The sequence below is a fragment of the Streptomyces synnematoformans genome, from assembly GCF_039531005.1.
Taxonomy (GTDB): Bacteria; Actinomycetota; Actinomycetes; order Streptomycetales; family Streptomycetaceae; genus Streptomyces; species Streptomyces synnematoformans.
In genome coordinates this window covers 1-16,354 of sequence record NZ_BAAAPF010000153.1, presented here as the reverse complement: position 1 = coordinate 16,354, position 16,354 = coordinate 1, and the positions used below count along the sequence as shown (strand labels likewise).

Sequence of the window (16,354 nt, the reverse complement as noted above, 5' to 3'; positions counted from 1 at the left end):
GCAGCAGCGCGGACGGGACGACCGCGAGCCCGCCGGAGCCGCCCGCGCCCGGTGGCGCCACGTAGCCCGGCTCGACGGCGAACAGCTGCCGGTCGTCGGCGACGCGCCACAGCTCGGGCCGGGCGGCGTCGAGGAGCCGGTTGTCGGGGATGAGCCACTGCCGGTCGTACGCGCCGTGCAGCACCCGCACCGGCTCGGGACACGGCCCCGGCTCCCGCGCGAGCCGCCCGGTCCCGGCGGCGCGCCCGGGCAGCTGGGCCACGGCGCTCCGCGGTGTCCGCGCCCGGGTCGGGCGGAACAGGGCGTCCCGGTCGGCGCCTTCGGCCCGTACGAGCGCGTCCCACCGGGCGCGCAGCGACGCGGTGTCGGGCGCCATCACCCACCCCCGGCCGAGCCGCAGCGGGGCGACCGACCAGGGCATGAGGTCGGCGAGCAGCGGGGCGGAGCGGCCGTCGGGGGGCGGCTCTTCGGGCGGTGTCCGCTCCTCTGCTGCGGCTGCGGCGGGCGGCGTGTCCGCCGCCGGCGTCCGGCGCTTCCCGCGCCGCGGCTTTGCCGCCGGGGGCGGGCCGGTCTCCGCGAGTGCGCCTTCCCCGGCATTCGTGGCTGCCTCCGCGCCCGCGGGCGCCGAGGGCTCCGCAGCCTCTGGTTCCGCCGGGGCCCTCGGGTCCGTCGCCGGAGCGGCCGCCTCCGCCACGGGCGGGCCGCTGTCCGCCGAACCACCCATTCCGCGTCCTCCCCTCGACTCCCGGGCCGCCCGTGCCGAGCCGCCCGCAGGGCGCTTCGCATCCTACGATCCGCGTGCGACATCCCCGCGTCCCCGCATCCGGCCTCCGGCACCCGGAACGCCCCGTGCCAGACTCCGTCCATGGCCTCCTCAGCGATCACCGCGGACGCCGCCGGCACCTGGCGGCTCGGCGACCTCACCGTCAACCGCCTCGGCCTCGGCGCCATGCGCCTCCCCGCCGCGGCGGAGCCCGACGCCGGCGGCCGGACGCGCGCCCACGCCGTGCTGCGCCGCGCCGTCGACCTCGGCGTCAACCACATCGACACCGCCGCGTTCTACTTCTCCCCGCACCGCGCCGCCAACGAACTGATCAACTCCGCCCTCGCCCCGTACCCCGACGACCTCGTCCTCGCCACCAAGGTGTGGCCCGGCCGCGACCCGTCGGGCGCGTGGGAGTGGGCCGAGCCCGCGCAGATCCGCGGCCAGGTCGAGGAGAACCTGCGCCAGCTCGGCCGCGACCACCTCGACCTCGTCAACCTCCGCCTCCCGCCCAGCCGCCGCCGCGCGAACGGCTCTCTGGCCGACCACTTCGGCGCCCTCGCCGACTGCCGCGCCGCCGGCCTCGTCCGCCACCTCGGCGTCTCCAACGTCGGCGCCGGCCAGCTCGCCGAGGCGCAAGAGATCGCCCCGGTCGTCTGCGTCCAGAACGCCTACGGCATCGGCGCCGACGCCGAGGAGCAGGCCCTGCTGCGCGCGTGCGGCGAACAGGGCATCGCCTACGTGCCGTTCTTCGCCATCGCCGGCGACGGCCGCGAGGCCGGGGCGGGCCCCGCCGCCGCGGAGAGCGAGCAGGTCCGTGCTGTCGCACGCGCCCACGGGGCGACCCCCGCCCAGGTCCGCCTCGCCTGGACCCTCCGCCAGGGCCCCCACGTCCTCGCCATCCCGGGCACGGGCGACCCCGGCCACGTCGCCGAGAACGTCGCCGCGGGGGCGGTCCGGCTCACGGACGCGGAGGTGGAGCTGCTGTCGCCGCCGGCGTAGCGACCGGACGCCGCCGGACCGCCCCCGCGGCGCTGCCGAGCTGCCGGGCTGCCGGGCTGCGGCGCCGCGGTGTGCGCTACGGCGCCTCCAGCGTCACGCTGAACGAGAACCGGTCGCCCCGGTAGCGGATCCGCGCCACGTCCACCACCCGGCCGCCGTCGTCGTACGAGACGCCCGTGTAGTCCAGGATCGGGCTCAGCAGCGGAACCCCCAGCAGCTCGACCGTCTCCGGGTCGGCCAGGGTGGCGGTGACCGTGTCCGTGATCCGGGCGATGCGGATGCCGGCCCGGTCGCGGAGGACCTTCGTCATCGGCCAGCGCTCCAGGTCCGCCGGGTCGATGCGGGCGGCGGCCTCCGGGTGGACGGTGTTGACGGCCCAGTTGACCGGCTCGCCGGTGTCGCCGTCGCGGCGGAGGCGGCGGTACGTCACGGCCTCGCCGAGGTCCGGGAAGTACGCGGCGAGGCCGGCGGGGACGGGGGCCGGTCCGTGGCCGAGGAGCGTCGTGCGGTCGCCCGACTGCTGGGCCACGATCGCGTCGACCGAGCCCAGCAGCCGGACGGGCGTGGTGCGCCGGGCGGTCTCCTCGATGAACGTGCCGTGGCGGCGGTGCCGGGTGATCAGGCCCTCCTCCTCCAGTTCCTTGAGGGCCTGGCGGAGGGTGAGCACGCTGACGCCGTAGTGCTCGGCGAGCTGCTCCTCCGTCGGCAGCCGCAGCGGCGCGTCCGGCGGGCGGCCGAGGATGGAGGCGCGCAGGGACTGCGACACCTGGTACCACAGCGGCAGCTTGCGGTTGAGCTGGAGCGAGTCGGGGGCGAAGAGGCCGGTCATGACCTGAATTCTCGCCGCAGTCCCCGCCACACGTCGTCGTAGTCCCGCTGCAGGTGCTCCGCGTCCCGCGCCTGCGGCGTGAGCGTGACCGGCCAGCGGGTCTCGAACATGAACGCCAGCCCGTCGTCGATCTTCTGCGGCTTCAGCTCCGCCGTCGAGGCCCGGTCGAAGGTCTCCCGGTCGGGGCCGTGCGCGGACATCATGTTGTGCAGCGAGCCGCCGCCGGGGACGAAGCCGCCCGGCCCGGCGGACTTGGCGTCGTACGCGCCCTCGACGAGGCCCATGTACTCGCTCATCACGTTCCGGTGGAAGTACGGCGGCCGGAAGGTGTCCTCGCCGACGAGCCAGCGCGGCGCGAAGACGACGAAGTCGGCGCCCGCCAGCCCGGGGGTGTCGGTGGGCGAGGTGAGGACGGTGAAGATGGACGGGTCCGGGTGGTCGTAGCTGATGCTGCCGATGACGTTGAAGCGGTGCAGGTCGTAGACGTACGGGACGTGGTTGCCGTGCCATGCGACGACGTCGAGCGGGGAGTGGTCGTACGTGGCCGTCCAGAGGTTGCCGCAGAACTTGCCGACGACCTCGACCGGGCCCTCCGTCTCCTCGTACGCCGCGACCGGCGCGAGGAAGTCGCGCGGGTTGGCCAGGCCGTTGGCGCCGATGGGGCCGAGGTCGGGGAGGGTGAAGGGGCTGCCGTAGTTCTCGCAGACGTAGCCGCGCACCGTGGCGCCGGCGCCGGTCCCGGTGCCGGACTCCAGCGGCTCGACGCGGAAGCGGACGCCGCGGGGGATGAGGGCGACGTGGCCGGGCTCGGCACGCAGCAGGCCGAGTTCGGTGCGGAGCAGCAGGCCGCCGCGCTCGGGGACGACGAGGAGTTCGCCGTCGGCGTCGGAGAAGACGCGGGTCATGGGGGCGTTGGCGGCGTAGAGGTGGATGGCCATGCCGGTGCGCTGCGTGACGTCGCCGTTGCCGCCGAGGGTCCACAGGCCGGCGAGGAAGTCGGTGCCGGGCGGGGGGTCGGGCAGCGGGTTCCAGCGGAGCCGGTTGGGGTCGGGGACCGCCTCGGTGAACGGGGCGGCGCGCAGGGCGCCGCCGGCCGCGCGGACGAAGCGGGGGTGCGCGGCGGAGGGGCGGATGCGGTAGAGCCAGGTGCGCCGGTTGTGGGCGCGGGGCTCGGTGAACGCGGAGCCGGACAGCTGCTCGGCGTAGAGCCCGAGGGGCGCGCGCTGCGGGGAGTTGCGGCCGGTGGGCAGGGCGCCGGGGAGGGCCTCGGTGCTGTGCTGGTTGCCGAAGCCGGAGAGGTACGACAGCCCTTCGGCGGTCTTGCGCGCCTGCTCTGCGTTGCTGGTCATGGTGGTACCGCCCGCCTTCCCGTCCGGAATCCTCAACCATTCCTATGGAGAACCATAGGAATGGTCTCAGCTGTACGCCGCCGGCGCCAGCCGGCACACGTGACCCACCGCACGCCCGGGCGGGCTGGGCGCGGAAAACTACCGGCGCTAGTTTGGGGGCGGCACGACGGACATCCGCGAGGCGACCGGGAGACGCACCGATGCAGGCTCACGACGGCATGTTCATCGACGGCCGGTGGCGGCCCGCCGCCGGCGGCGACGTCATCGAGGTGACCGACCCCGCCGACGAGCAGGTCATCGCCACCGTCCCGGCCGGCACCGCCGCCGACGTGGACGCCGCCGTCGGCGCCGCCCGCGCCGCGTTCCCCGGCTGGGCGGCCACCCCGCCCGCGGAGCCGGCCGCCCGCCTCGGGGCGCTGCGCGAGGCGCTGGCCGCCCGCGCGGAGGACGTCGCCGCGACGGTCACCGCGGAGCTGGGCGCGCCGCTGGCGTTCAGCCGGAAGGTGCACGCCGCGCTGCCGGTGGCCGTCTCCGCCTCGTACGCGGAGATCGGGGCCTCGTACCCGTACGAGGAGAAGACCGGCAACTCCACGGTCCTGCACGAGCCCGTGGGCGTCGTCGGCGCGATCACCCCCTGGAACTACCCGCTGCACCAGATCGTCGCCAAGGCCGCCCCCGCGCTGGCCGCCGGCTGCACCGTGGTGCTCAAGCCCGCCGAGAACACCCCGCTGGTCGCCCGGCTCTTCGCCGAGGCCGCCGCCGCGGCCGGCCTCCCGCCGGGAGCGCTGGGCGTCGTCACCGGACGCGGCGCCGAGGCCGGCCGGGCGCTCGTCGAGCACCCCGGCACCGACTTCCTGTCGTTCACCGGCTCCACCGCCGTCGGGCGTACGGTCGCCGCGGCGGCGGGCGCCGCGGTCAAGCCCGTCGCGCTGGAGCTGGGCGGCAAGTCCGCGAACGTCATCCTGCCCGGCGCCGACCTCGCCCGCGCCGTCAGCGTCGGCGTCGCCAACGTCATGGCCAACTCCGGCCAGAGCTGCAACGCCTGGACCCGCATGCTCGTCCCCCGCTCCGCGTACGACCAGGCGCTCACCCTCGCCGCCACCGCCGTCGCGAAGTACGTCCCCGGCGACCCGCGCGACCCCGGCACCCGGCTCGGGCCCGTCGTCAGCGCCGCCCAGCGCGACCGCGTCCGCGGCTACATCGAGCGGGGCGTCGAGGAGGGCGCCCGGCTGCTCGCGGGCGGGCCCGGCGCCCCCGGCGGCCGGTCGCGCGGCTACTTCGTACGCCCCACCGTCTTCGCCGACGTCACCCCGGAGATGACGATCGCGCAGGAGGAGATCTTCGGGCCGGTGCTGGCGGTCATGCCGTACGAGGACGAGGACGACGCGCTGCGCATCGCCAACGGCACCGTCTACGGCCTCGCCGGCGCCGTGTGGGCGGCCGACGAGGCGACGGCGGTGGCGTTCGCGCGGCGGATGGAGACGGGGATGGTCGACATCAACGGCGGGCGGTTCAACCCGCTGGCGCCGTTCGGCGGCTACAAGCAGTCGGGCGTCGGCCGCGAGCTGGGCACGGCCGGGCTCGCGGAGTTCCTGCACACCAAGTCCCTCCAGCTCTGACGCCGTACACCCCGCCCCGGCCCGCGCCCCCCGCCCGCGCTCCCCGCCCCTCCGCCCCCGAGATACGGAGCCTTCGATGACCCGCGCCGCCGTCCTGCCCGCGATCGGCTCCCCGCTCGAACTCGCCGACATCGACCTCCCCGCCCCCGGCCCCGGCCGCGTGCGCGTCCGGCTCGCCGCCGCCGGCGTCTGCCACTCCGACCTCTCCCTCGCCAACGGCACCCTGCGCCAGCCTGCCCCCGCGGTGCTCGGCCACGAGGGCGCCGGCACCGTCGTCGAGACCGGCGAGGGCGTCACCGGCGTGGCGGCCGGCGACGAGGTGGTGCTCAACTGGGCGCCGTCCTGCGGCGAGTGCCACTACTGCGGGATCGGCGAGCCGTGGCTGTGCGCCGCCGCCGGCGCCGCGGCGGCCGAGCCGTACGCCACCCGCGACGGCGCCGGGCTCTACCCCGGCCTGGGCACCGCCGCCTTCGCCGAGGAGACCGTCGTCCCCGCGCACGCCGTCCTGCCCCTGCCCGCCGGGGTGCCGCTGACCGACGCCGCGCTCCTCGGCTGCGCCGTGCTCACCGGGTGGGGCGCCGTGCACCACGCCGCCGCGGTACGGGCCGGCGAGTCGGTGGCCGTCTTCGGCGCCGGCGGCGTGGGGCTCGCCGTGCTGCAGGCCGCCCGGATCGCGGGCGCCGGCCCGCTCGTGGCGGTGGACGTGTCGCCGGCGAAGGAGGAACTGGCCCGCGCCGCCGGCGCCACCGACTTCGTCCTCGCCGAGCCCGGCGCGGAGCGCGACACCGCGAAGCGGATCCGCACGCTCACGGCCGGCGTCGGCGCCGACGTGGCGATCGAGTGCGTCGGCCGGGCGGACACGATACGCACCGCCTGGTCCTGCACCCGCCGCGGCGGGCGCACGACGGTCGTCGGCATCGGCGGCCAGGACGACCGGGTGACGTTCTCCGCGCTGGAACTCTTCTACTTCGGCCGCACCCTGTCCGGCTGCGTCTACGGCAACAGCGACCCGGCCCGCGACCTGCCCGCGATCGCGGCGCACGTACGCGGCGGGGCGCTGGACCTCGGCGGGCTCGTCACCGAGCACATCGGGCTCGACGGCATCCCGGCCGCGTTCGACGCGATGCTCGCCGGCCACGGCGCCCGCACACTCGTCGTCTTCTGACCCCGCGGGCGGTCCGTGCCCGGCTCCAGGGCGCCGGCACGGGCGACCGCGCGCCGGCCGGGCGCCGCGCCCGCGGTGAGGGCGGCACGACCGGCACCGACCCGCATCGCGCGCAGCCGCGGCACCGGTCAGGGCCTGTCGTCCAGCAGCTCGCCCTCCAGCAGACCCATCGTGAACTGGTCGTACCAGCGCCCGTCCCGCCGGAAGACGGACCTCAGCCGTCCCTCCTCCACGAACCCGGCCTTCTTGTAGACGCTGATCGCCGCGTGGTTCTCGGTCACGACCGTCAGCGAGATCTTGTGCAGCCGCATGTCCTCAAAGCCGAAGCGGCACATCGACCGCAGCGCGTCCGTGGCGTAGCCACGGCCCCAGTAGTCCTTCTCGCCGAGGTAGAGGTCAAGCTCGGCCACCCCCGTTTCCGGTTCGGCGTCGCGCAGCCGGACGAGGCCGATCAGGGCGCCGTCGGCCAGCACCTCGACGGCGTAGAGGACGTCGCCGTACGAGTTCGACGGGCGCTCCTCCAGCCGCCGCCTGACCTGGGCCGCGGACGCCGCGTAGCCGTCGTCCATCCAGCGCATTACGTCCGGGTCGTGGTTCCACCGCCACAGCGCGTCCGCCTCTGCCGGCTCGAACGCGCGCAGCTTGACCAGCTTTCCGCACACCATCCCGCTTTCCCCTCCGTTTTCAGACGTCCTGGATCCGGCGCCAGGGGCGGTCCGCCTCCAGGGCGAAGGCCAGCTCCAGCAGCGTGCGTTCGTCGCCGTGGGCCGCCGAGAGCATCGCGCCGACCGGCACGCCGCCCGCGGCGGCCGGCTCTGCGGCGGGGGCGGGCAGCGATATGGCGGGGCTGCCGTTGATGTTGTTGATCGGGGTGAAGGCCACGTACGCGCGCAGCCGGTTCAGCAGCTCCTCGTAGGGGACGTTGGGCGACAGGTGCCCGAGCCGCGGAGTGGTGTGCGCGAGGACCGGGGACAGCAGCACGTCGTAGCGGGTGAGCGCCGCGTCGTACGCCTCGTCCGCCGCGCGCCGCAGGCGGCGCAGGACGGCCGGGGTGGTGTGCATCCGGCGCAGGTACGTCGACCGCAGGCCCTTGCTGAGGCCGTCCATCCGGCCGGCGTCGAAGCGCCGGTCGTACATGAACCGGCCGCCGGCCCCGGCGAGGAAGGCGAGCAGGCCCCAGTACGAGACGAAGTCCTGTTCGAACCGGCCGTCGAGCGGCAGCGCGTACGGCTCGACGGTGTGGCCCTGCGCCTCCAGCGCGGTGGCGACGGCGGCGACGGCGGCGCGGGTGGCGGCGTCGGTCGGGGAGCCGGTCGGGGACTCGGCCACCAGGCCGATGCGCAGCCGGCGCGAGCCCGGGCCCTCGACCAGGCCGAGCGGGGGCATCCGCGGGTTGCGCCAGTGCCGTTCGGCCGCGGCGAGGAACGCGGCTGTGTCGCGCACGGACCGGCTGACGACGCCGTCGCTGACCATGTCGATGGGCAGCCGGCGGCCCATCTCGTTGGCCACGACCCGGCCGCGGGTCGGCTTCAGGCCGACGAGCCCGCAGCACGCGGCGGGGATGCGGATGGAGCCGCCGCCGTCGTTGGCGTGCGCGACCGGCACGGCGCCGGCGGCGACGAGCGCGGCGCTGCCGCCGGAGGAGCCGCCGGGGGAGTAGGACGGGTGCCAGGGGTTGCGTACCGGCTCGTCGTTCTCGTACTCCGTGCTGGCGTTGAAGCCGAACTCCGGCAGCCGGGTCTTGCCGAGGAACGTCATGCCGGTGCTGAGGAACTGGCGCGTGAACGGCGCGTGCCGGGGCGCGGCGCGGGGCGTGAAGGCGGCGCTGCCGTGGCCGGTGGGCAGGCCGCCGTAGTCGGTGTTGTCCTTGAGCAGGGTGGGCACGCCGGCGAGCGGGCCGGCGGCCGTGTCGTCCGTCCGGTACGTGTCGTAGGCGGGGACGGCGACGGCGTGCAGTTCGGGGTCGACGAGGCGGATGCGCTCGACGGCGGCGCGCGCCAGCTCCCCGGCGCTGACCTCGCCGGTGCGGACGAGGGCGGCGAGGGCGACGGCGTCGTGCGCGCCGAGGGCGTCGTCGCGGAAGGCGTGGACGGGCGGCCGGCCGGCGGGGGTGCCGTCGGCGGGTGCGCGGTCGGCGGGCGCGCGGTCCGCGGGCACCGCGGCGTGCCGGTCCTCGGTGACGTCGTCGCTCATGGCCTGCCTTCCGGTCGCTGGGGCGCGGCCGCGACGGCGGCCGCCATCCGGTCCACCGCCTCGGTCAACACCTCGGGCGAGGTGGCGAAGTTGAGCCGCGCGTGGCCCGCGCCGCCCGAGCCGAACAGGATCCCCGACGCGAGCGCCACCCGCCCGTGCTCCAGGAACACCGCCGCGGGGTCGTCCCCGACGCCCAGCGCGCGGCAGTCCAGCCAGGCCAGGAACGTGCCGTCCGGCACCCGGTACGCCACGCCGGGCAGCCGCTCCGCCAGCAGCCGCCCGAGCAGCCGGCGGTTCTCGTCCAGCCCGGCGAGCAGCGCGTCCAGCCACGGGCCGCCGTGCCGGAGCGCCGCCACGTGCGCGATGGCCCCGAGGTGGCTGGGCCCGTGCGAGACCTCCTCCGGCAGGAGCGCCAGCTCGCCCGCCGACTCCTCGCCGGCCACGGCGACCGCGGCCTTCAGCCCCGCCAGGTTCCACGCCTTCGACGCCGACAGCAGCGCGAAGCCGCGCCCGGCGCCGGGCACGGTCAGATACGGCACGTGCCGGGCGCCGGTGCCGGGCGGCACCAGCGGGGCGTGGATCTCGTCGGCGACGACCCGCACCCCGTGCTCCTCGGCGAGCGCGGCGACCCGGGCCAGCTCGGCGGCGGTGTGCACGGTGCCGGTCGGGTTGTGCGGGCTGCAGAGCAGGAACGCCGCGCGGTGGCCGCCCGCGCGGGCGGCGGCGAACGCCGTCCGCAGGGCGACTGCGTCGAGACGGCGGTCCTCGCCGAGCGGGGCCTCGATCACGCGGCGGCCCAGGTTCTCGGTGAAGGCGTAGAACGGCGGATAGACGGGGGAGTTGACGACGACGGCGTCGTCCGGGCCCGTGACCAGCTTCAGCACCTCGACGATGCCGAGCATCACGTCCGGCACGAGGGCGACCCGGTCGGCCGGGATCCGCCAGTCCCAGCGCCGCTTCGCGAACTCCCCGAGCGCCTCGGCGTACGGCCCCACGGTCGCGTACCCCGTGTCGCCGAGGTCGACCGCCGCCCGCACTGCCGCGGCGACGGGCTCCGCGAGCGGGGTGTCCATCTCGGCGACCCAGAGGGGCAGCACGTCGGGCGGATACTCCCGCCACTTCATCGACGTCCGGCGGCGCAGCTCCGGGAGCGTCGGCGCCCGCAGCGGGTTCGCCACCGGGGCGCCCGGCGGCGGCCCGGCGCTCATCGGGGCCCGCCGGCGGGGCGCGGCGGGGCGGGGCGGGCGAGGGGGCTGCGCGATCGGGGCATGTCCGCCATGGTAAGTCGGCCCACCGACAGCGGACCTGCGTTTTCACGCCTACCCACGCGGCGGTTACCGGCCGGTCGGCGCTACGGGCCCGGAGGGCCGCGCGGTCCGCGGGCGCCGGGCACCCCGCCGGTGCGCGCGCCGGTCACAGCAGGCCGTTGTCCCGGGCGTACAGCGCGGCCTGGGTGCGGTCGCGCAGGCCGAGACGGGTGAGGATGCGGGAGATGTGGTTCTTGACCGTGCCCTCGCTGAGGTAGAGCCTGGCGGCGATCTCCTTGTTCGAGGCACCCGCGGCGATCTGCCGCAGCACCTCGGTCTCACGCGGCGTCAGCGGGCCGGGGGCCGGCTGCCCGGCGAGGACACGGGCGGCGACGGACGCGTCGAACTGGGTGACGCCTGCGTGCGCCAGGTGCACGGCGCGGGCCAGGTCGGCGGCCGGGAGGTTCTTCAGGAGATAGCCGACAGCTCCGGCGCGCAGGGCGCGGGTGACGTACTCGTCGTCGTCGAACGTCGTCAGCATCAGGATCTTCACGCCGGGGAGCCGGCGGCCCAGTACCTCCGTGGCGGCGACGCCGTCCATCTCCGGCATCCGCACGTCCATCAGGATCACGTCGGGCCGGGCGTCCGGGGCCTTCGCCACCGCCTCGCCGCCGTCGCCCGCGGCGCCCGCCACCACGATGCCGTCCTGGAGCCCGAGGAGCGCGACGATGCCCTCGCGCACCAGCTCCTGGTCGTCGACCACGAACACCCTCACCACGGAACGGCCACCTCCAGGGTGGTTCCCGAGGCGGAGGTGGTGAGGACGACGGTCCCGCCGGCGGCCCGCACCCGCTCGCGCAGTCCACGCAGTCCGAAGCCCTCGGGGGCGCCGTCGAAGCCGCGGCCGTCGTCTTCGACCCGCAGCCTGGCCCCCCGCTCGTCGTACGCGACGTGTACCGCGATCCGTGCGGCGTGGGCGTGCCGGCAGGCGTTGGCCAGGGCCTCCTGCGCGGCCCGGTAGAGCACCAGAGGCGGCCGCCGGCTGGCCCCGGTGACCGTGAGCGTCACCCGGCGGTCGTCCCCGTCCAGCCTGGCGACCAGCTCCTCCAGCGCGCCGCCGAACTCGGCCTCGCCGCCGTCGCCGAGGGCCCGTACCGACGAGCGGACCTCGTGCAGTGCCTGGCCGGCGGACCGGCGGGCGTGGGCCACCGCCCGGGCCGCCCGCTCCGGGGCGAGGGCGCCGAACGCCTCGGCCGCCTCCAGCTGGACGCCGATCGCCGTCAGATGGTGGCCCAGGCTGTCGTGGATCTCCCGGGCCAGCCGGTTGCGTTCGCGCGCGGCGGACAGCTCCGCCACCCGCTCCCGCGCCTGCCGCTCCCGGACCGCGACGGCCGCCATGGTCGTCGCCAGGACCACACCGAGGGTGAACATCAGCAGGTCCGAGATGTACGCGGCGCGCGTCCACCACGAGTCGACGGCCGCGGTGAAGACCGCGGCGACGGCGCACACGCAGCCGGCGCCGAGCCAGACGGCCGTCCGGCGGCCGAAGGCGAAGTAACCGAGGAACGGCACCAGCACGAACAGCACCCGCGACAACCCCGAGACGTCCAGCGCGACGACCGCGCCGTACGCCGCCGCCCGCGCCGCCAGTGCGGCGACCTCGGCGCGCGTCCCGGCCGCGCTCGTGCGGGGGCGCAGCTCCCACAGGACCAGGGCGGTGAGCGCGGCGGCGAAGGCCGCGCTCCGCCAGCCGAGACCGGGACCGATGGCGGCGTAGTACAGGCCGCCCACGAGGACCGCGCCGTACAGGACGGGCGGCACCCAGGGGACAGGGTGCGACATGCTGCCTCCTCCGGGGACGCCGGGGGCAGCTTATGCGGGACCGGAGCCGGGCGGCAGTGCCGGAAGACACGTGCCCTCCGGCGGCCGGGGCGGGGACGGATCGCACTTCTGCGGGCCGGGGCGCCGTTCCTACGGTCGCAGGGTGCGTCCGGCCTACGGGGCCGGCGCGGCCGAACAAGGAGCTTCTCGTGATCCCGGTCAGACTCTGCGCCTCAGCCCTGCTCCTCTCCCTCACCGTCCCCGCCGTCCCCGCCGCACCCGCCGCGGCGCAGTCCGACGGCTGCCGCGGGGTCCGCGTGCCCGGTGCCCAGCACGCGGTGACCTCGTGTCTGGACGACCTGACGACCGCGGGGACGACCCGCAGCGGGCACACCGATCCGGCGGACTGGGCGGGGCTCGTCGCCCCCGGTGCCGTCACCCCGTCCGGGGTGCCCGGTGTGCAGGTGGACGGCTACTTCCCCGACAGGTCCACGACCAACACCAACCACGGCTGGCGGCACGACGCCCAGTTCGTGCTGCGGCTGCCGCGTGACTGGAACGGCGGTCTCGTCGTCGCCGGGCCGCCCGGCACCCGCGAGCAGTACGCCAACGACCCGATCATCGCGGACCAGGTGCTCTCCCGGGGGTACGCCTTCGCCGCCACCGACAAGGGCCACACGGGGGCGGCTCCGGCCGCCGGCGGGCGGCGCCCCGGCGCCTCGATCGCCGAATGGCACCGGCGGGTCACCCAGCTCACCCGCGCCGCCAGGGCGACCCTCGCCCGCCACTACGGGCACGCCCCCCGCCGCACCTACGCCGCCGGGCTGTCGGCCGGCGGCTACCTGGTGCGATGGCAGTTGGAGCGCCATCCGGAGCTGTACACCGGCGGCGTGGACTGGAACGCGCTGATCTTCACCTCCGACACCAACCTGCTCACCACGCTGGCGCCCGCCGTGCGCGCGTATCCGGCCTACGCCCGCGGCGATTCCGCCGCCCACGCGGAACTGCTCGCCGCCGGCTATCCGGCGGGCTCCGAGCCCGCCTGGGCCTTCAGCTTTCCGAGGCTGTGGACGCCGCTGCTCCACCAGGTCCGTACCGAACTCGATCCGGCCTACGCCGGCGAGGACGCCGCGTACGACCTGTCGGCCCGCCCCCGCAGCGTGCACCGCGCCATCGACCGGCTCTCGCTGACCGGCCGGCTCACCCGGCCGCTGATCAGCGTCCAGGGGAGCCTCGACGCCCTCACTCCGCCGTCTCGTTACGCCGCGGCGTACCGCGGGCTCGTCGCCGAGGCGGGCCGGACCCGGCTGCACCGGCCCGTCCCGGTGCCGGGCGGGGTGCACACCGACGGGATGGTGGCGCTCTCCCCGGACTTCCGGCCGGGCCTCCCCGCCTTCACGGCGGCGTTCGAGGAGTTGGAGGACTGGACCGGGTGCCGGCGTTGACGCGGTCCGGGGCGACGGACTGACGGACGGGTCCGCCGGTCTTCCCGCCGGGCGCGGCAGTCAGTCCGAAGCCCGCGCCACCCGCGCCAGCCACGCCCGGTGCGCCCCCGCGAACGGCTCCCTGCCCTCCGCCACCGCCGCCAGCAGCCACGCGGCCGACTCCGTCGCCCGCGCCACCGTCTCCGCCGCGTAGCCGTACCGCACCCGGTGTTCGGCGAACTCGTCCTCGTCCAGCAGCCGCGGCTCCCGCTCCCCGCGCCGCCGGGCGACGTCGAGGTCCAGGTCGACCATGGTCACCTCCGCGGCCGAGCGCCACCGCGGCGGGGTGGTGACGTCCGCGTACAGGTCGGTGCGCCGCGGCGGGGCGTTGAACTCGGCGGTCCACCAGGCGTCGCGGGGGAAGAGCGCCACGTGCGCGCACTCGACCGGCACCGGCGGCCCGGTGCCCTTGCGCGTCGTGCCGCCGGCCGGCTGGCCGAGCCAGACGCCGTGCTCGTCCTCGCCGAGGCGGCGCATGGTCGAGTTCCAGTGGAGGGTGCCGTCGTACTTGCGGTAGATCACGCGTACCAGGTCGGCCATTGCGGGATCATAGCCCCGGCCCCGCACCGCCCGGCGCCGCCCCCGCACCGGCTCCGGCACGCCCCCGGCGTCAGCCCGACGGCTGCCCGCTGAGCTGGGCGAACTGCAGGCGCAGCCCGTCCACGAGCGCCCGCAGCCCGGTCTCGAACGCGCCCTCGTCGACCTCCCGCCGGTGCTCCGCCAGCAGGTGCGCCCGGCCGAGGTGCGGGTAGTCCGCCGGGTCGTACGCCGCGGGGTCGGCGACGAAGCCGCCCGCGAACGAACCGAGCGCCGATCCGGCCACGTAGTACCGCATCAGCGCGCCGATGTGGGTGGCCTGCGCCGGCGGCCAGCCCGCCTCGACCATGCCGCCGAACACGGCGTCCGCCAGCCGCAGCGCCGCCGGCCTGCGGCCGGGGCCCTGGGCGAGCACGGGCACGATGTTCGGGTGCGCGGCCAGCGCCGCCCGGTACGACCGGGCCCAGGCCAGCAGCGCCCGCGGCCACGGCGTGCCGTCCTCGAACATCGACAGGTCGACCTCCGCGACGACGGCGTCGACGGCGGCGTCCAGCAGCTCGTCCTTGGTCGTGAAGTGGTTGTACAGCGACGGCCCGCTGACCCCCAGCTCGGCCGCGAGCCGCCGGGTCGACACAGCCTGCAGCCCTTCGGCGTCGACCAGCGCGAGCGCCGCCGCGACGATGCGGGCACGGCTCAGCAGGGGCGTGCGGGGGCGGGCCATGCGGCACATTTTAGGACGGCGGCCGGAAGCCGGCGGCGACGATGTCGAGGTCACGGCCGGGTGCGCGGCCCGGGTGCATGGCCGGGTGTACGGCCGGCGGGCGCGGGCCCGGGGGTCCCGCCCGGTGGGCACGGCCTAAGCGCTTGCTCAGCTTCGGGGGTAGGGTGTTCCCGCTGCACCCGGGAGAGCGGAGAGCGAGCATGCAGGACGTCCAGGAGACCGCGGCCTGGGGCGACGTCGAGCCGGAGGCGGCACAGCGGCTGCTCACCGCGGGGGTCGAGGCCTTCGCGGAGCGCGGCTACCACGCCACCACCACCCGCGACATCGCCGGCCGCGCCGGGATGAGCCCTGCCGCGCTGTACATCCACTTCAGGACCAAGGAGGACCTGCTCTTCCGGATCAGCCGCGTCGGCCACGAGCGGGCCCGCGGGATCATCGCCGCGGCGGCGGAGTCCGAGGGCGCGGCGGGGGAGCGGCTGGCACGTGCCGTACGGGCCTTCGCGCGCTGGCACGCGGAGCACCACACGACGGCGCGCGTCGTGCAGTACGAACTGGCCGCGCTCGGCGAGGAGCACTACGCGGAGATCGTCGCGCTGCGCCGGGACATCGACCGGCTGCTGCGGGGGATCATCGAGGACGGCGTGCGGGACGGCGAGTTCGCGGTGGCCGACGTGCCGGGGACGGCGCTGGCGGTGCTGTCGCTGTGCGTGGACGTGGCCCGGTGGTTCAGCGCGGCGGGCAGCAGGTCGCCGGACGAGCTGGGGGAGCTGTACGCGGGCCTGGTCGGCCGGATGGTCGCGGCGCCCGGCGGGCGGGACGCCGGGAGCAGTAGTCAGAAGTAGTAGCGGGACACCGACTCCGCGACGCACACGGGCTTCTCGCCGCCCTCGCGCTCGACCGTGTACCGCACGGCGAGCTGCACGCCGTCCGGGACCTCGGCGACGTCCGTGATCGTGGCGGTCGCGCGCAGCCGGGAGCCCACCGGGACGGGGGCGGGGAAGCGCACCTTGTTGGTGCCGTAATTGACGCCCATGCGCACACCGGCGACCTCGACGAGCTGCGGGGCGAAGAGCGGCAGCAGCGAGAGCGTGAGGTAGCCGTGGGCGATGGTGCCGCCGAACGGGCCCGCGGCGGCCCGCTCCGGGTTGACGTGGATCCACTGGTGGTCGCCGGTGGCCTCGGCGAACAGGTCCACGCGCCGCTGGTCGACCTCTACCCACTCCGTGTACCCCAACTGCTCGCCCACGGCGTCCTTCAGCTCCTCGGCCGAGGTGAACGTGCGGGGCTCTGCCATGGCGTGCCTCCCGGGCGGGCGAGGGCGTACGGATTGTCTAAGCGATTGCTTAGCATGGTCGCGCCGCGGGCCGCTGTCAACGGAGGCGCCGCCGGGGCGGCGAGCAGCCCGCGGGCCGCGCCGGGCGCCACGCCGAGGGCTTCCCCGTCGCATACCGACCGGTTAGTCTGCCCCTCACCGGCAACCGTGGGAAGGCGGGCGACGTGGGCAGCGTGCGGGACGCGCGGGCAGTGGTGACCGGGGGCGGCGCCGGCATCGGCGCCGCGCTGGCGGTCTGCTCGCCGCCGGCGGCACCCGGGTCGTCGTCAACGACCTCGACGCCGCGAGGGC

General features: G+C 76.2%; 16 protein-coding genes. 5 read left to right on the top strand and 11 right to left on the bottom strand.

Translation table 11 applies throughout. The features are described from left to right. Positions 1-724, bottom strand: a 724-nt coding sequence (locus ABD317_RS21465) for a type ISP restriction/modification enzyme (RefSeq protein WP_344291564.1), incomplete at its 3' end; no start/stop codon positions are given. Between the two features lie 141 nt (positions 725-865). Here ABD317_RS21465 and ABD317_RS21460 point away from each other — a divergent pair. Then, positions 866-1,765 carry an aldo/keto reductase gene (locus ABD317_RS21460; RefSeq protein WP_344291563.1) on the top strand — a complete coding sequence of 300 codons (900 nt, stop codon included), beginning with the start codon at positions 866-868 and terminating at the stop codon, positions 1,763-1,765. 76 nt (positions 1,766-1,841) lie between these two features. Here ABD317_RS21460 and ABD317_RS21455 read toward each other — a convergent pair whose 3' ends face one another. Then, positions 1,842-2,594 (bottom strand): GntR family transcriptional regulator, encoded by a 753-nt coding sequence (locus ABD317_RS21455; protein ID WP_344291562.1) that lies wholly within the window; start codon positions 2,592-2,594, stop codon positions 1,842-1,844. Then, positions 2,591-3,943, bottom strand: a complete 1,353-nt coding sequence (gene hmgA / locus ABD317_RS21450; RefSeq protein ID WP_344291560.1) for a homogentisate 1,2-dioxygenase — start codon at positions 3,941-3,943, stop codon at positions 2,591-2,593. Before hmgA ends, ABD317_RS21455 begins: the two co-directional genes overlap by 4 nt. 200 nt (positions 3,944-4,143) lie before the next feature. Here hmgA and ABD317_RS21445 point away from each other — a divergent pair, with 200 nt between their 5' ends. Further along, positions 4,144-5,562, top strand: a complete 1,419-nt coding sequence (locus ABD317_RS21445) for an aldehyde dehydrogenase family protein (protein WP_344291558.1) — start codon at positions 4,144-4,146, stop codon at positions 5,560-5,562. A 76-nt stretch (positions 5,563-5,638) separates the two neighbouring features. Then, positions 5,639-6,727 carry a Zn-dependent alcohol dehydrogenase gene (locus tag ABD317_RS21440; RefSeq protein ID WP_344291557.1) on the top strand — a complete coding sequence of 363 codons (1,089 nt, stop codon included), beginning with the start codon at positions 5,639-5,641 and terminating at the stop codon, positions 6,725-6,727. A 128-nt stretch (positions 6,728-6,855) separates the two neighbouring features. Here the strand turns inward: ABD317_RS21440 and ABD317_RS21435 are convergent, their stop codons facing one another. The 5 genes from ABD317_RS21435 to ABD317_RS21415 form a co-directional block, all read right to left on the bottom strand. Next, on the bottom strand, positions 6,856-7,392 hold the full coding sequence (locus ABD317_RS21435) for a GNAT family N-acetyltransferase (RefSeq protein WP_344291556.1): 537 nt from the start codon (positions 7,390-7,392) through the stop codon (positions 6,856-6,858). Positions 7,393-7,411: 19 nt separating this feature from the next. Further along, complete coding sequence (locus ABD317_RS21430) at positions 7,412-8,920, bottom strand: amidase (protein WP_344291554.1); 1,509 nt, start codon at positions 8,918-8,920, stop codon at positions 7,412-7,414. After that, positions 8,917-10,128, bottom strand: coding sequence for a MalY/PatB family protein (locus tag ABD317_RS21425; RefSeq protein WP_344291553.1), 1,212 nt, complete (start codon positions 10,126-10,128; stop codon positions 8,917-8,919). Before ABD317_RS21425 ends, ABD317_RS21430 begins: the two co-directional genes overlap by 4 nt. Positions 10,129-10,333: 205 nt before the next feature. Then, positions 10,334-10,945 (bottom strand): response regulator transcription factor, encoded by a 612-nt coding sequence (locus ABD317_RS21420; protein ID WP_344291552.1) that lies wholly within the window; start codon positions 10,943-10,945, stop codon positions 10,334-10,336. Continuing rightward, a complete protein-coding gene (locus ABD317_RS21415; protein ID WP_344291551.1) occupies positions 10,939-12,009 on the bottom strand; it encodes a sensor histidine kinase in 1,071 nt (356 codons plus the stop codon). Before ABD317_RS21415 ends, ABD317_RS21420 begins: the two co-directional genes overlap by 7 nt. 188 nt (positions 12,010-12,197) lie before the next feature. On the opposite strand from ABD317_RS21415, the gene ABD317_RS21410 reads away from it, so the two are divergent. Next, complete coding sequence (locus ABD317_RS21410; RefSeq protein ID WP_344291550.1) at positions 12,198-13,433, top strand: tannase/feruloyl esterase family alpha/beta hydrolase; 1,236 nt, start codon at positions 12,198-12,200, stop codon at positions 13,431-13,433. A 60-nt stretch (positions 13,434-13,493) separates the two neighbouring features. Here ABD317_RS21410 and ABD317_RS21405 read toward each other — a convergent pair whose 3' ends face one another. Continuing rightward, a complete protein-coding gene (locus ABD317_RS21405; RefSeq protein ID WP_344291549.1) occupies positions 13,494-14,012 on the bottom strand; it encodes a DUF402 domain-containing protein in 519 nt (172 codons plus the stop codon). A 70-nt stretch (positions 14,013-14,082) separates the two neighbouring features. Then, positions 14,083-14,730, bottom strand: coding sequence for a TetR/AcrR family transcriptional regulator (locus tag ABD317_RS21400; RefSeq protein ID WP_344291548.1), 648 nt, complete (start codon positions 14,728-14,730; stop codon positions 14,083-14,085). A gap of 200 nt (positions 14,731-14,930) precedes the next feature. Between ABD317_RS21400 and ABD317_RS21395 the strand changes: the two genes are divergently transcribed. Further along, positions 14,931-15,572 carry a TetR/AcrR family transcriptional regulator gene (locus ABD317_RS21395; protein ID WP_344291547.1) on the top strand — a complete coding sequence of 214 codons (642 nt, stop codon included), beginning with the start codon at positions 14,931-14,933 and terminating at the stop codon, positions 15,570-15,572. On the opposite strand, the gene ABD317_RS21390 is transcribed toward ABD317_RS21395, so the two are convergent. Continuing rightward, complete coding sequence (locus ABD317_RS21390) at positions 15,563-16,024, bottom strand: MaoC family dehydratase (RefSeq protein WP_344291546.1); 462 nt, start codon at positions 16,022-16,024, stop codon at positions 15,563-15,565. The genes ABD317_RS21395 and ABD317_RS21390 overlap by 10 nt on opposite strands. Positions 16,025-16,354: the final 330 nt, after the last annotated feature.

Bases quoted from the DNA above. Each gene is read 5' to 3' on its own strand.
- ABD317_RS21460 (WP_344291563.1), top strand. From the start codon at position 866: ATGGCCTCCTCAGCGATCACCGCGGACGCCGCCGGCACCTGGCGGCTC.
- ABD317_RS21455 (WP_344291562.1), bottom strand. From the start codon at position 2,594: ATGACCGGCCTCTTCGCCCCCGACTCGCTCCAGCTCAACCGCAAGCTG.
- hmgA (WP_344291560.1), bottom strand. From the start codon at position 3,943: ATGACCAGCAACGCAGAGCAGGCGCGCAAGACCGCCGAAGGGCTGTCG.
- ABD317_RS21445 (WP_344291558.1), top strand. From the start codon at position 4,144: ATGCAGGCTCACGACGGCATGTTCATCGACGGCCGGTGGCGGCCCGCC.
- ABD317_RS21440 (WP_344291557.1), top strand. From the start codon at position 5,639: ATGACCCGCGCCGCCGTCCTGCCCGCGATCGGCTCCCCGCTCGAACTC.
- ABD317_RS21435 (WP_344291556.1), bottom strand. From the start codon at position 7,392: ATGGTGTGCGGAAAGCTGGTCAAGCTGCGCGCGTTCGAGCCGGCAGAG.
- ABD317_RS21430 (WP_344291554.1), bottom strand. From the start codon at position 8,920: ATGAGCGACGACGTCACCGAGGACCGGCACGCCGCGGTGCCCGCGGAC.
- ABD317_RS21425 (WP_344291553.1), bottom strand. From the start codon at position 10,128: ATGAGCGCCGGGCCGCCGCCGGGCGCCCCGGTGGCGAACCCGCTGCGG.
- ABD317_RS21415 (WP_344291551.1), bottom strand. From the start codon at position 12,009: ATGTCGCACCCTGTCCCCTGGGTGCCGCCCGTCCTGTACGGCGCGGTC.
- ABD317_RS21405 (WP_344291549.1), bottom strand. From the start codon at position 14,012: ATGGCCGACCTGGTACGCGTGATCTACCGCAAGTACGACGGCACCCTC.
- ABD317_RS21400 (WP_344291548.1), bottom strand. From the start codon at position 14,730: ATGGCCCGCCCCCGCACGCCCCTGCTGAGCCGTGCCCGCATCGTCGCG.
- ABD317_RS21395 (WP_344291547.1), top strand. From the start codon at position 14,931: ATGCAGGACGTCCAGGAGACCGCGGCCTGGGGCGACGTCGAGCCGGAG.
- ABD317_RS21390 (WP_344291546.1), bottom strand. From the start codon at position 16,024: ATGGCAGAGCCCCGCACGTTCACCTCGGCCGAGGAGCTGAAGGACGCC.